Here is a 13,567-nt window from a genome sequence, read left to right as displayed (position 1 = left end):
CTATTTTTGTCGCCTATGAAATTGCCTTCGCTGCGATGCGGCGACCCGACAAGCCAGTTCCTACAGGTGATCGTATTCCCCTGTAGGAGCTGGCTTGTCGGGTCGCCGCATCGCAGCGAAGGCGCCAGAACAGACACCAACAAAACCCGAACAAGCCCCAAACAAGACCCAAACCCATCCATGGTGTAAGCTCTCAACCTCTTCGGATTCGACCCACTGCGAGCCCTATGCCGTCGCTTTTCAAACGCTCTCTGCTGCCCAAACTGCGCAGTTTTCCGCTGACCGCCGATGCCGTCACTATCCTCTCAGGCGCTGCCGAGTTTCGCCGTTGCCTGCTGGAAAAAATCGCCCAGGCCACCCAGCGCATCTACATCGTCGCGCTCTACCTGCAGCAGGATGAAGCCGGCCAGGAAATCCTCGATGCCTTGCACGCCGCCAAACTGGCGCGTCCGGAACTGGACGTGGCGGTGGTCGTCGACTGGCTGCGGGCCCAGCGTGGCTTGATTGGCGCCGGCAAGCAGCCGGGCAACTCCGCCTGGTATCAGGAAACCACCCGTACTCGCGACAGCACGGTCCCGGTGTACGGCGTTCCGGTACAGACCCGAGAGCTGTTCGGCGTCCTGCACTTGAAGGGTTTTGTGATTGACGACTGCGTGATCTACAGCGGCGCCAGTCTGAACAACGTCTACCTGCACAAGTTCGACAAGTACCGCTACGACCGTTATCACCTGCTGCAGAACAGCGCGCTGGCCGATTCGATGCAGCACCTGATCCAGCACGGCCTGATCGCCTCCAAAGCGGTGCATCGCCTGGACCTGCCGAACCTGCCGACTACCCGCAGCCTGCGCAACGACATCGGTGACCTGCGCAGCCGCCTCAAGCACGCGGCGTACGACACCACCACGGGCACTACCGCCAAGGACGGCTTGATCGTCAGCCCGTTGCTCGGGGTGGGCAAGAACAATCCATTGAGCCGGGTGATTTGCGAGTTGATCGCCAGTGCCCGGCATCAACTGACCATCTGCACGCCGTATTTCAACCTGCCGCTGGCGGTCACCCGGGAAATCAACCGGGCGCTGGCGCGAGGGGTGAAAATCGACATCGTGGTCGGGGACAAGACGGCCAACGATTTCTACATCCCGCCGAGCGAACCGTTCAAGGTGATCGCGGCGCTGCCGTACCTGTACGAGATCAGCCTGCGTCGCTTCGCCAAGCGTCATCACCGCAGTGTCGACAGCGGCCTGTTGAACCTGCACCTGTGGAAGGACGGCGACAACACCTATCACCTCAAAGGCATGTGGATCGATCAGCGCTACACCTTGCTGACCGGCAACAATCTCAACCCCCGGGCGTTCCGTCTGGACCTGGAAAACGCGCTGCTGATCGATGACCCCAACGGTGAGTTGCTTGAGCCGCGGCGACAAGAGCTGGACGAGATTTTCCAGCACGCCCGCCGCATCGAGCGTTACCAGGAGCTGGACACACTGCTGGAATACCCGCCGGCGGTGGCCAAATTTCTCAAGCGTGTGAGTCGGGTGCGGATTGAGCGGTTGCTCTATCGGATTCTGTAAGACCAGGGCGAGTGGGCGGTCCATGAAGCGTCATCGCGGGCAAGCCCGCTCCCACAGGATCTCCATTGCTTCGGCGGGCTGCGTTAATATGCCCACCACTCGAACAACAGGGCATGCCTCGCTCAATGGCGGAAAAAGACACCATTTCCATTCAACTGGTGCGTGAAGCGCTGTTGCAAAGTTGCGCCCCGGGCGCTGCCACCGAAGAGGTGCTGGACAAGGTCGGCATCGATCCGGCACTGCTGCAGACCGCCGACGCCCGTGTGCCGGCCACTGCGTATGCGCGCCTGTGGCGATTGCTGGCCCGGCGCCGGGACGACGAGTTTTTTGGCATGGACCCGCGCAAGCTCAAGTCGGGCAGCCTGGAGTTTCTCTGTCGTTGCTCCATGGTCCAGCCGAGCCTGGCCGCCGGCCTGACCTCGGGCCTGGGTTTTCTGTCGCTGATGCTGGAACACTTGCCTGCACAGTTGGTTCGCCAGCAAAGCCTGGCGGAGATCGTGCTGCTGGAGGACGACCAGGACCCGCGTCGGGCCTTTACCTATTTCACCTACTGGATGATCGTTCACGGCGTGGCCTGCTGGCTGGCGGGACGGCGGATTCCGATCCTGGCCATCGAGCTGCGCTGCCCGGAACCGGACTTCTGCGATGACTATCAGGTGATGTTCTCCGAAAACCTGCGTTTTGATCGGCCGCGCACGCGAATGATCTTCTCCGCCGAGTGCCTGGATGTGCCGATCAAGCGCTGCCTTGAAGAGCTCAAGCGTTTCCTGGCGCATGCACCGGCCAATATCCTGGTCAAGTACCGCGACCCGGAAAGCCTGGCCAGCCGGATCAAGCACGATTTGCGGCAATTGCCCGCCGAACGCTGGCCGGAGACCGAGGCGCTGGCGCAGCAGCTGTGCATGTCGGCCTCGACCTTGCGCCGGCGGCTGGCCGAAGAAGGGCAGACCTATCAAGGCCTCAAGGACAGCGTGCGCAAGGAGTTGGCGATCGTGTGGCTGGCAGAACCTGCCATCAGTTTTGCCGAGATTGCCACGCGCTTGGGGTTTGCCGATGCCAGCTCGTTCTACAAGGCGTTTCGCAAGTGGTCGGGGTCGAATCCGGGGCATTACCGGAGTTTGATCCTTAACGAGGCTGATTGATCCGGATTTTGTGGTGCCTGATCTGGCGCTTTCGCTGGCAAGCCAGCTCCTACAGGGTTCTGCGGCGCACACGAATATGTGATCAACGCCAACCCCTGTAGGAGCTGGCTTGCCAGCGAAGGCGCCAGCACTGGCGCCACATGTCTTGAATCTTGGCCAAACCAGTCACACAACTTGATAGCTTTGACCATTGTCCCGCCCCCCGTGTAGAGCGAGTATTTCCCTGTTACTTACGGTTCCCCAACCTAATAAGAAGACACAGGGATTCTGGCAATGCGCGATTACTTGTCTGCCACGTCACAGTTCGATTATCAGCACACCGTCGACGCCGCACTCGCGGGCGATTTGACTGCCCTCAACGCCTGTGTCGAGTGTTGCGACCGGCATGCCTTGCCGGGGCGCATCGCGCTGTTCTGGGAAGGCCGCGACGGCGCCAGCGCGACTTACACCTTCAACGACTTGCAGGACAAGGCCGCGCGATTCGCCAATTTCCTTTTGGCTCAGGGCGTGAAGAAAGGCGACAAGGTCGCCGGCCTCTTGCCGCGTAACATCGAGTTGCTGATCACCGTGTTCGCCACCTGGCGCATCGGCGCGGTCTATCAGCCGCTGTTCACCGCGTTCGGCCCCAAAGCCATCGAACATCGCTTGAGCAGCTCCGGCGCCAAAGTGGTGGTCACCGACGCGGTCAATCGCTCGAAACTGATGGAAGTGGCCGACTGCCCGACCATCGTCACCGTCGCCGGTCCCAAGGGGCAGGGCATCGTCCGGGGCGATTACAGTTTCTGGGCCGAACTGGCCAATTATTCCGCCGAGTGCGAACCGGTGCTGCTGACCGGCGAAGACCCATTCCTGCTGATGTTCACCTCGGGCACCACCGGCCCGTCCAAAGCGCTGTCGGTGCCGCTCAAGGCCATCGTTGCCTTCCAGAGCTACACCCGTGACGCCGTGGACCTGCGCCCTGAAGATGCGTTCTGGAATGTCGCCGATCCGGGCTGGGCCTATGGCATCTATTTCGGCGTCACCGGGCCGATGTCGATGGGCCATCCGATCACCTTTTACGATGGCCCGTTCACCCTCGAAAGCACCTGCCGCGTGATCAACAAATACGGGATCACCAACCTGACCGGCTCACCGACCGCGTATCGCCTGTTGATCGCCGGTGGCGACGACTTCGCCCGCTCGATCAAGGGCAAGCTGCGCATCGTCAGCAGTGCCGGCGAGCCGCTGAACCCGGAAGTGATCCGCTGGTTTGCCGACAACCTCGGCGTAGTGATCCACGATCATTACGGCCAGACCGAACTGGGCATGGTGCTGTGCAATCACCATGGCCTGGCGCATCCAATCCACATGGGCGCCGCCGGATTTGCCTCGCCGGGCCACCGCATCGTGGTGCTGGACGACGAGTACAAGGAACTCGGCGTCGGCCAGCCAGGCATCCTGGCCATCGATCGTACCCAGTCGCCGATGTGCTGGTTCGGCGGTTACGAAGGTGCGCCGACCAAAGCCTTCGTCGGCAACTATTACCTGAGCGGCGACACCGTCGAGTGGAACCCGGACGGCAGCATCAGCTTCGTCGGCCGCAGTGACGATGTGATCACCACCTCTGGCTACCGGGTCGGCCCGTTCGACGTCGAAAGTGCGCTGATCGAACACCCGGCAGTGGTCGAAGCGGCGGTGGTCGGCAAGCCTGATCCGGAACGCACCGAGCTGGTAAAGGCCTTCGTTGTGCTCAGCGCGCAGTACCGCCCTGAACCGGAATTGGCCGAAGAACTGCGTCAACACGTGCGCAAGCGCCTGGCCGCGCACTCATACCCCCGTGAAATCGAATTTGTCAGCGAGTTGCCGAAAACCCCAAGCGGCAAATTGCAGCGCTTTATCTTGCGCAACCAGGAAATCGCCAAGGCTCAAGAGGCTGCGGCGAAGAACGTTTCAGCTTGAATCCAAGGAAACAATGATGCAGATCGCAAACAAGGTTTTTCTCGTCACCGGCGGTGCGTCCGGTCTCGGTGCTGCCACTGCTGAAATGCTGGTCGCGGCGGGTGCCAAGGTCATGCTGGTGGACATGAACGCCGAGGCGGTTGCCGCGCAGGCTCAACGTCTGGGCGCGCAAAGCGTGGTGGCCGATATCAGCAACGAAGCAGCGGCCGAAGCCGCGGTTCAGGCCACGGTTAAGGCGTTCGGTGGCCTCAATGGCCTGGTCAACTGCGCCGGCATCGTGCGTGGCGAGAAAATCCTCGGCAAGACCGGCCCGCACGTGCTGGCCAATTTCAGCCAGGTGATCAACGTCAACCTGATCGGCAGCTTCAACATGCTGCGTCTTGCTGCGGCGGCGATTGCCGAGACCGAAGCGGATGCCGATGGCGAGCGCGGGGTGATCATCAATACGGCCTCGGCAGCGGCGTACGACGGCCAGATCGGCCAGGCAGCCTACGCGGCCTCCAAAGGCGCGATCGTCAGCCTGACCTTGCCCGCCGCCCGTGAACTGGCGCGCTTCGGCATTCGCGTGATGACCATCGCGCCGGGGATTTTCGAAACGCCGATGATGGCTGGCATGACCCCGGAAGTCCGCGCGTCGCTCGCCGCCGGCGTGCCGTTTCCGCCGCGCCTGGGCAAACCGGACGAGTATGCTGGCCTCGTCAGGCATATCATTGAAAACAGCATGCTCAATGGCGAGGTGATCCGTCTCGACGGCGCCTTGCGCATGGCCGCCAAGTAAAGAGGATTTGTCATGACTATTGCCAACGATCCAATTGTTATCGTCAGCGCCGTCCGCACCCCGATGGGCGGGTTCCAGGGCGATCTGAAAAGCCTGACCGCACCGCAACTCGGTGCTGCTGCGATCAAAGCCGCGGTTGAACGCGCCGGTATTGCGCCGGATGCGGTTGAAGAAGTGCTGTTTGGCTGCGTGCTGCCCGCCGGCCTCGGCCAGGCGCCTGCACGTCAGGCCGCCCTCGGCGCCGGCCTGGATAAATCGACCCGCTGCACCACCCTGAACAAGATGTGCGGTTCGGGCATGGAAGCGGCCATTCTCGCGCATGACATGCTGGTTGCCGGCAGCGCCGAGGTGGTGGTCGCCGGCGGCATGGAAAGCATGTCCAACGCGCCGTACTTGCTCGACCGCGCGCGCAGCGGTTACCGCATGGGCCATGGCCGCGTACTCGACCACATGTTCCTCGACGGCCTGGAAGACGCCTACGACAAAGGCCGTTTGATGGGCACCTTTGCCGAGGATTGCGCCGAAACCAACGGTTTCACCCGTGAAGCTCAGGACGCGTTTGCCATTGCCTCGACCACTCGCGCACAGCAGGCGATCAAGGACGGCAGCTTCAAGGACGAGATCGTGCCGCTCACCGTGACCGTGGGCAAAGAGCAGGTGCTGATCAGTCACGACGAGCAGCCACCGAAAGCCAAGCTGGACAAGATCGCCTCGCTGAAACCGGCGTTCCGCGACGGCGGCACTGTCACCGCGGCGAACTCCAGCTCGATCTCCGATGGCGCTGCGGCACTGGTGCTGATGCGCCGTTCCGAAGCCGAGAAACGCGGCCTGAAACCCTTGGCGGTGATTCACGGCCACGCCGCGTTTGCCGATACCCCGGGCCTGTTCCCGGTGGCTCCGGTGGGCGCGATCAAGAAACTGATGAAGAAAACCGGCTGGTCCCTGGACGAAGTCGACCTGGTGGAAGTCAACGAAGCCTTCGCCGTCGTCAGTCTGGTAACCATGACCAAACTGGAAATACCCCACGAGAAGATCAACATCCATGGCGGCGCTTGCGCCCTGGGTCACCCGATCGGTGCGTCCGGTGCGCGGATCCTCGTGACCTTGCTCTCGGCCCTGCGCCAGAAAGGCCTGAAGCGTGGTGTCGCAGCGATCTGCATCGGCGGCGGTGAAGCGACGGCCATGGCCGTGGAATGCCTGTACTGAAGCTACCACCGATCCCTGTGGGAGCGGGCTTGCCCGCGATGGCGGTTTACCAGACGCCAATGATGTCGTCTGACAGGTTGCAATCGCGGGCAAGTCGGATCGCCGCACCGCCGCTCCCACAGGTCCAGTGTTTCAACATGCATTTTGTACAAACGGTTTTTAAGGACTTGGCATGATTCCCAATGACGAACAACTTCAGATCAGCGACGCGGCCCGGCAATTTGCCCAGGAACGGCTGAAACCGTTCGCCGCCGAATGGGACCGCGAACACCGCTTCCCCAAGGACGCCATCGGCGAGATGGCGCAACTGGGCTTCTTTGGCATGCTGGTGCCGGAAGAGTGGGGCGGTTGCGACACCGGTTACCTGGCCTACGCCATGGCCCTGGAGGAAATCGCCGCCGGTGACGGTTCCTGCTCGACCATCATGAGCGTGCACAACTCGGTGGGGTGTGTGCCGATCCTCAAGTACGGCAACGACGACCAGAAAGAGCGCTTCCTCAAACCGCTGGCCAGCGGCGCGATGCTGGGTGCCTTCGCCCTGACCGAACCCCAGGCCGGCTCCGATGCCAGTGGCCTGAAAACCCGCGCCCGACTGAACGGCGACCACTACGTGCTCAACGGCTGCAAGCAGTTCATCACTTCGGGGCAAAACGCCGGGGTGGTGATCGTCTTCGCCGTGACTGATCCGGGCGCCGGCAAACGGGGTATCAGCGCGTTCATCGTGCCGACCGACTCGCCGGGCTACAAAGTCGCACGGGTCGAGGACAAGCTGGGTCAGCACGCTTCCGACACGTGCCAGATTCTGTTCGAAGACGTGAAAGTGCCTTTGGCCAACCGGTTGGGCGAGGAGGGCGAAGGGTACCGGATCGCTCTGGCCAACCTCGAAGGCGGCCGTGTCGGCATCGCCTCGCAATCGGTGGGCATGGCCCGTGCCGCGTTCGAAGCGGCCCGTGACTACGCCCGTGAGCGTGAGAGCTTCGGCAAGCCGATCATTGAACACCAGGCCGTAGCGTTCCGTCTGGCCGATATGGCCACCCAGATCGCCGTGGCCCGGCAGATGGTGCATTACGCTGCAGCGCTGCGTGACAGCGGCAAACCGGCCTTGGTCGAAGCGTCAATGGCCAAGCTGTTCGCCTCGGAAATGGCCGAGAAGGTATGCTCCTCGGCCTTGCAAACCCTTGGCGGTTACGGTTACTTGAACGATTTCCCTTTGGAGCGGATCTACCGCGACGTGCGTGTCTGCCAGATCTACGAAGGCACCAGCGATATTCAGCGCATGGTCATTTCGCGCAACCTTTAAACGGAACCCCGTAGGAGCTGTCGAGTGAAACGAGGCTGCGATCTTTTGATGTTATTTTTTAAGAGCAAGATCAAAAGATCGTCCGAACGCGGCCCGAGCCTTCGGCAGCTCCTACGGGGGGCAAGGCTTTTACAATGCTTAGGAGTCATACATGAGTTACGAAACGATTTTGCTGGAAACCCGTGGCCGCGTGGGCCTGATCACCCTCAACCGTCCGCAAGCGCTGAACGCGTTGAATGCGCAGATCGTCAGCGAACTGAACCACGCCCTCGACGGCCTGGAGGCCGATTCGAATATCGGCTGCATCGTGCTGACCGGCTCGAAAAAAGCCTTCGCCGCCGGTGCCGACATCAAGGAAATGGCCGAACTGACCTATCCGCAGATCTACCTCGACGATCTGTTCAGCGACAGCGACCGCGTGGCCAACCGCCGCAAGCCGATCATCGCCGCGGTCAACGGTTTCGCCTTGGGCGGCGGTTGTGAGCTGGCGTTGATGTGCGACTTTATCCTGGCGGGTGACAACGCGAAGTTCGGTCAACCGGAAATCAACCTCGGCGTGCTCCCGGGCATGGGCGGCACCCAGCGCCTGACCCGCGCCGTGGGCAAGGCCAAGGCCATGGAAATGTGCCTCAGTGGTCGCCTGATCGATGCGGTGGAAGCAGAGCGTTGCGGGATTGTGGCGCGGATCGTGCCGGCGGATGAACTGCTGGAAGAAGCGCTGAAAGTTGCGGCGTTGATTGCCAAAAAGTCGTTGCCGATTGCGATGATGGTCAAGGAAAGCGTCAACCGGGCCTTTGAAGTGAGCCTGTCGGAAGGTGTGCGCTTTGAGCGTCGGGTGTTCCATGCGGCGTTTGCGACGCAGGACCAGAAGGAAGGGATGGCGGCGTTTATTGCCAAGCGTGAGGCTGAGTTTCAGGGGAAGTAGCCCGAACCGATCGTCTGTAACCGATCGTTCCCACGCTCCGCGTGGGAACGCATCCTGTGACGCTCTGCGTCACGCTTGAGAAGGGACGCGGAGCGCCCCGGGCGGCATTCCCACGCGGAGCGTGGGAACGATCAACTCTGCGGCGATCATTTAGACCAAGTAGTGCTTCAGTTCACGGGCAATCACCATCCGCTGTATCTCGCTCGACCCTTCATAAATCTGCGTGATCCGCGCATCCCGGTAGTAACGCTCCACCGGGTAATCCTCCAGATACCCATACCCGCCATGAATCTGCATCGCCGACGAGCAGACCTTCTCGGCCATTTCCGAGGCAAACAGCTTGGCTTGTGAAGCCTCCGACAGGCAAGGCTTGCCGGCACTTCGCAAGCGCGCGGCATGCAGGATCAGCAACCGCGCCGCGTTCAGGCGCGTGTGCATATCGGCCAGCATATTCGCGATGCTCTGGTGCTCGATGATCGGTTTGTCGAACTGGACCCGATCCCGCGAATAGGCCAGCGCCGCTTCGAACGCCGCACGCGCAATCCCCAATGCCTGCGCCGCGATACCGATGCGACCGCCTTCGAGGTTCGACAGGGCGATGGCCAGGCCTTTGCCGCGTTCGCCGAGCAGGTTGGCTTCGGGGATCGTGCAGTTGCTCAGGGTCACCGCGCAGGTATCGGAAGCGCGGATGCCCATCTTGTGTTCGGTGCGATCGACGATGAAACCTGCCGTGTCCGTGGGTACCAGGAACGCCGAGATGCCGCGCTTGCCCAGATCCGGATCGGTCACCGCGAACACGATCGCCAGTTTCGCCCGTTTGCCGTTGCTGACGAATTGCTTGGCACCGTTGATCACCCACTGGCCATCGCGCAATTCGGCGCGAGTACGCAGGTTGTGCGCTTCGGAGCCCGCCTGGGGTTCGGTCAGGCAGAAGCAGCCGATGGCCTGGCCGCTGGCCAGGTCCGGCAACCAGGTCTGTTTCTGCTCTTCGCTGCCGTAATTGAGGACAGGCCCGCAACCCACGGAGTTGTGGATACTCATCAGCGCACCAGTGGCACCGTCGCCAGCGGAAATCTCTTCCACGGCCAGGGCATACGCGACGTAGTCGACATAGGTGCCGCCCCATTCCTCGGGCACCACCATGCCCAGCAGGCCCAGTTCGCCCATTTTCGCCACCAGGCCATCATCGATCCAGCCGGCCTTTTCCCAGGCCTGGGCGTGGGGCGCGATTTCGCCGCGGGCAAAGTCCCGGGCCATGTCGCGGATCATGACTTGTTCTTCGCTCAATTCGATATCGTGCATGGCTCAGCTCCAGCTTGGGTCAAACCCGCTGAAAAAACTCGCGACGTGCCCGGCGTCCAGCGCCTGCAAGGTCGGCGGGTTCCAGCGCGGGCTCTTGTCTTTGTCGATCAGCAAGGCGCGCACGCCTTCGATCAGGTCGCCGCGCTCGAACCACTGCCGGTCCAGGTGCAGCTCAAGGGCGAAGCAGTCTTCCAGGCTCAGGTGCCGACCGCGGCGCAACATTTCCAGGGTCACACCCATGGCCAGCGGTGAACGGCTTTGCAGCAGGTCGGCGGTGGCCACGGCCCACTCATGACTGTCGGCGACCGTTACTTCACGCAGTTGCTCAACAATACTCGGCACATCGGGCAGGGCGAAGAAGTGATCGATGGCCGGGCGCAATACGCTCAGTGGCGCGTCGGGCAGTTGTTGCACCGCGAGTGTTGCCAGCAGGTCTTGCAGGTCCTTGAGCGGCGTGTCGTGCCATTGCAGCCGATCGAGTTGCTCGTCCAGGGTGCCGAGTTTGCTGCTGTCCAGATACCAGTCGGCCAAGCCGCAATAGAGCGCGTCGGCCGCGCGAATCTGCACGCCGCTGACGCCCAGGTAGGTGCCCAGTTCACCAGGAACCCGCGACAGGAAGTGGCTGCCGCCGACATCCGGGAAATAACCGATCCCGACTTCCGGCATCGCCAGGCGGCTTTTCTCGGTGACCACCCGCAAGTCTGCACCTTGCACCAGGCCCATGCCACCCCCCAGGACGAACCCGTCCATCAAGGCCAGGACCGGTTTGCGGTAGTGGTGAATTGCCAGATCGAGGGCGTATTCCTCGACGAAGAAATCCTCGTGCAGGGTGTCGCCGTTTTTGAAGCTGTCGTACAGCGAACGAATATCGCCGCCGGCACAGAAAGCCTTCTCGCCGGCACCGCGCAAGACCACCGCATGCACCTGCGGGTCCTGCGCCCAGGCGTCGAGCTGACACTGCAGAGTGCGCACCATGTCCAGGGTCAGGGCGTTGAGGCCGGCGGGGCGATTGAGGGTCAGGTGACCGATATGGTTGCGAACCTCGGCCAGCACTTCGTTTTGCGTGGCATCCATGGACGAAGTCCCCGGAGAAGAAACCTGAGCAGTCATCAGTAACTCCCTGCTTTTATTGTTCTTTATAGACAAGCTCGCACGCGAGCGATGCTGGATCGTACCAGTGCAAATTTGTGATGTACAACCGGGAAATGTGCAGGTACTCCCTGCATATTTGCATGACCCTACATGTGGGAGCGAGCTTGCTCGCGAAGGCGATGTGTCATTCAATATCGATGGTGACTGACACGGCCTCATCGCGAGCAAGCTCGCTCCCACAGGGATGTGTGTCGTCAGGAAATCTGGCTCAGAACTTCACCAATACTGCGACGTTTGGCGTGCAACTCACTGATATGGATCAGTTGTTCCAGATCTTCCGGGGTAACGTCAAAGAAGGCCTCCATCTCCGCCAGGGCCAGTTTGAGATCCTGGGCGGTGATGGCCTGGTTGTCGATCGGCGGGTGATCGGCCGGCACCACCGCAACCGGTTCGCTGGCACGCTTGGGGTAACGGATGCGTGTCAGGTTGTTGTAGGCCAGGGCGCTGAGCAGCATGGTCGATGCGCTAAGCAGCACCGGACCGAGGGCTTTCCAGTCCAGGGCGATGGTCGCCGGGTCCGCCAGCACCAACAGCAACGCCAGTGCTCCAGCAGGCGGGTGCAGGCAGCGCAGCCAGCACATCAGAATCAGCGCCACGCCTGCTGCCAGGCACGCGCTGCCAAGGGTCCGTCCGAGTACATGCGCGACCAGCAACGAGACCACCCCGGCGCTCAAATACCCGCCAAGAATCGACCAGGGTTGGGCCAGTGCGCCGGAGGACACGGCGAACAGCAACACGGCCGAGGCACCCAGCGGGCCGATCAGATGCTGCGCCACTTGCATGCCGAATACCTGGCTGCAAAGCCAGACGCTGAACATCGTGCCCAGGGACATGCCAATGGCGGCGCGGCTCCATTCGGAAGGACGGGTATTGATGGCAGCAGGTAACCAGCGAGCAAGCATGAGGCACAGGATCCGTAGAAAAAACTCGAGGCAAAAAAAAGGCTTAGCTGGGATACCCAGAAAGCCCTTGAAGGTGTTCCAACTATTGGGGGAAGAACCGGCACAGTGTGCCGTTCAATCCTGATGCTGACAAATTCATATTAATGAAGCTTTAATTCATTATTTCTGAAGTATGGCGACCCGACGCCCACTCATGAAACACAGGAAACCACCCATGGCAGTCAGCGCGCTCAAGGCATAGAACATGGTAGGCGCAGGGGAGTGCAACAGCAGGTAACCGCAGATCACCGGACTCAGGGCCCCGCCCAGGGCTGCGAGGTTCTGTGCGCCATAGTAACTGCCGCGCAGTTCCTCTGGCGCCAGGGTATCGACGAAGAGGAATTCGGCGGGATAGATGATCATTTCACCGAGGGTGAAGATGAACATCGCTACGCACCAGCTGACCAGGCTGTCAGCCAGGCTGAAACCGATCAATCCGACGATGAACAGGCTGGTACCGCCGGCGATCCAGTAGCGCAATTGTTCGCGCTTGAGGAAACGGCCGATCTGGTATTGCAGCAGGATCACGCTGACGGCGTTGCAGGCGAGCAGGGCGGCCATGGTTTCCAGGGCACGCTTGGAATCCTGGGTCACCAGCAGGTATTGCGACAGGTACAACGTGAAGCGGCCGTGGACCACGGTACTGAGCAGGCAGCCGCAGGTGAACATGATCAGCGTGCGGTCGTTTTTCAGGGTGACCAGGGTCTTGAGGAAACTCTGGGGTTGGCCGATTGCGGGGGCCAGGGCCGAGTCCTTCGGTATTCCGATCATCAGGAAAATACTGAAGAACGCGATACCCCCGGCGATCAGGAACGGTGCAATCGGATACACGCCGGCAATCACCACGCCCAACATCGGGCCGGTGGCGTAGCCGATGTTGGTCAAGGTGTAACGCAGGGAAAACGCCTTGGCGCGCTGGCCCATGGGCAGGTTTTCGCTGAGGATCGCCTTCGAGCCGATCAAGAACAGTGCCGAGGCGGTTTCGGTGATCACCAGAGTGGCGGTGGTCAGGTAGAGGTTGTCGGCGAAGGTCAGCAGCACGAAGCCGATGGCGCTGGAGAGCATGGCAAGGATCAGCAGCCGGCGCTTTTCGAGACGGTCGATGATGTATCCGCCGTAGAGCGCGAGCAGGGTGGCGATGAACACCGCAATGCCCAGCAACAGACCGACGTCCTGTTGGTTGAGACCGAGTTTGTTGCTCAGGAACAGCGTGAGCAACGGGCTGGTGATGGCGCGGCTGACGACGATGGTCAGCGAAACGATCATCAACCGGCGGATAACGAGTGAGTAAGTGGCCACGGTGGTGCAAATA

General features: G+C 61.4%; 11 protein-coding genes. 7 read left to right on the top strand and 4 right to left on the bottom strand.

All coding sequences use genetic code 11. The features are described from left to right. Positions 1–227: 227 nt before the first annotated feature. The 7 genes from pssA (at position 228) to ACA067_RS15525 (ending at position 8,860) form a co-directional block, all read left to right on the top strand. A complete protein-coding gene (pssA, locus tag ACA067_RS15555) occupies positions 228–1,571 on the top strand; it encodes a CDP-diacylglycerol--serine O-phosphatidyltransferase (RefSeq protein WP_497462577.1) in 1,344 nt (447 codons plus the stop codon). Positions 1,572–1,696: 125 nt separating this feature from the next. Next, on the top strand, positions 1,697–2,713 hold the full coding sequence (locus ACA067_RS15550; protein WP_497462784.1) for an AraC family transcriptional regulator: 1,017 nt from the start codon (positions 1,697–1,699) through the stop codon (positions 2,711–2,713). A gap of 273 nt (positions 2,714–2,986) precedes the next feature. After that, the gene (locus ACA067_RS15545) at positions 2,987–4,651 is read left to right on the top strand and encodes an AMP-binding protein (RefSeq protein WP_497462576.1); all 1,665 of its coding nucleotides are present in this window, start codon (positions 2,987–2,989) and stop codon (positions 4,649–4,651) included. Positions 4,652–4,667: 16 nt separating this feature from the next. Then, complete coding sequence (locus ACA067_RS15540) at positions 4,668–5,429, top strand: SDR family NAD(P)-dependent oxidoreductase (RefSeq protein WP_150766352.1); 762 nt, start codon at positions 4,668–4,670, stop codon at positions 5,427–5,429. A 12-nt stretch (positions 5,430–5,441) separates the two neighbouring features. Beyond that, positions 5,442–6,635: an acetyl-CoA C-acyltransferase gene (locus tag ACA067_RS15535; protein WP_497462575.1), complete on the top strand. Its 1,194-nt coding sequence runs from the start codon at positions 5,442–5,444 to the stop codon at positions 6,633–6,635. Positions 6,636–6,807: 172 nt separating this feature from the next. After that, on the top strand, positions 6,808–7,935 hold the full coding sequence (locus ACA067_RS15530) for an acyl-CoA dehydrogenase (RefSeq protein WP_497462574.1): 1,128 nt from the start codon (positions 6,808–6,810) through the stop codon (positions 7,933–7,935). Between the two features lie 151 nt (positions 7,936–8,086). Beyond that, on the top strand, positions 8,087–8,860 hold the full coding sequence (locus ACA067_RS15525; RefSeq protein ID WP_497462573.1) for an enoyl-CoA hydratase: 774 nt from the start codon (positions 8,087–8,089) through the stop codon (positions 8,858–8,860). Positions 8,861–9,010: 150 nt separating this feature from the next. Here the strand turns inward: ACA067_RS15525 and ACA067_RS15520 are convergent, their stop codons facing one another. From ACA067_RS15520 to ACA067_RS15505, 4 genes are all read right to left on the bottom strand, one after another. Next, positions 9,011–10,162, bottom strand: coding sequence for an acyl-CoA dehydrogenase family protein (locus tag ACA067_RS15520; protein ID WP_497462572.1), 1,152 nt, complete (start codon positions 10,160–10,162; stop codon positions 9,011–9,013). Between the two features lie 3 nt (positions 10,163–10,165). Continuing rightward, complete coding sequence (locus ACA067_RS15515) at positions 10,166–11,272, bottom strand: enoyl-CoA hydratase/isomerase family protein (protein WP_497462571.1); 1,107 nt, start codon at positions 11,270–11,272, stop codon at positions 10,166–10,168. Positions 11,273–11,508: 236 nt separating this feature from the next. After that, positions 11,509–12,216 carry an HPP family protein gene (locus ACA067_RS15510; RefSeq protein WP_497462570.1) on the bottom strand — a complete coding sequence of 236 codons (708 nt, stop codon included), beginning with the start codon at positions 12,214–12,216 and terminating at the stop codon, positions 11,509–11,511. A 159-nt stretch (positions 12,217–12,375) separates the two neighbouring features. After that, complete coding sequence (locus tag ACA067_RS15505) at positions 12,376–13,554, bottom strand: MFS transporter (RefSeq protein ID WP_497462569.1); 1,179 nt, start codon at positions 13,552–13,554, stop codon at positions 12,376–12,378. Between the last annotated feature and the right edge of the window lie 13 nt (positions 13,555–13,567).

This window comes from Pseudomonas sp. LBUM1674, from assembly GCF_059695635.1.
Note: the sequence above shows the minus strand (reverse complement) of the source record. Positions and strands in the feature narration are given on the sequence as shown.

What these genes read in the sequence shown, in the direction of transcription:
- pssA (WP_497462577.1), top strand. Translation starts at nt 228, where the DNA reads ATGCCGTCGCTTTTCAAACGCTCTCTGCTGCCCAAACTGCGCAGTTTT.
- ACA067_RS15550 (WP_497462784.1), top strand. Translation starts at nt 1,697, where the DNA reads ATGGCGGAAAAAGACACCATTTCCATTCAACTGGTGCGTGAAGCGCTG.
- ACA067_RS15545 (WP_497462576.1), top strand. Translation starts at nt 2,987, where the DNA reads ATGCGCGATTACTTGTCTGCCACGTCACAGTTCGATTATCAGCACACC.
- ACA067_RS15540 (WP_150766352.1), top strand. Translation starts at nt 4,668, where the DNA reads ATGCAGATCGCAAACAAGGTTTTTCTCGTCACCGGCGGTGCGTCCGGT.
- ACA067_RS15535 (WP_497462575.1), top strand. Translation starts at nt 5,442, where the DNA reads ATGACTATTGCCAACGATCCAATTGTTATCGTCAGCGCCGTCCGCACC.
- ACA067_RS15530 (WP_497462574.1), top strand. Translation starts at nt 6,808, where the DNA reads ATGATTCCCAATGACGAACAACTTCAGATCAGCGACGCGGCCCGGCAA.
- ACA067_RS15525 (WP_497462573.1), top strand. Translation starts at nt 8,087, where the DNA reads ATGAGTTACGAAACGATTTTGCTGGAAACCCGTGGCCGCGTGGGCCTG.
- ACA067_RS15520 (WP_497462572.1), bottom strand. Translation starts at nt 10,162, where the DNA reads ATGCACGATATCGAATTGAGCGAAGAACAAGTCATGATCCGCGACATG.
- ACA067_RS15515 (WP_497462571.1), bottom strand. Translation starts at nt 11,272, where the DNA reads ATGACTGCTCAGGTTTCTTCTCCGGGGACTTCGTCCATGGATGCCACG.
- ACA067_RS15510 (WP_497462570.1), bottom strand. Translation starts at nt 12,216, where the DNA reads ATGCTTGCTCGCTGGTTACCTGCTGCCATCAATACCCGTCCTTCCGAA.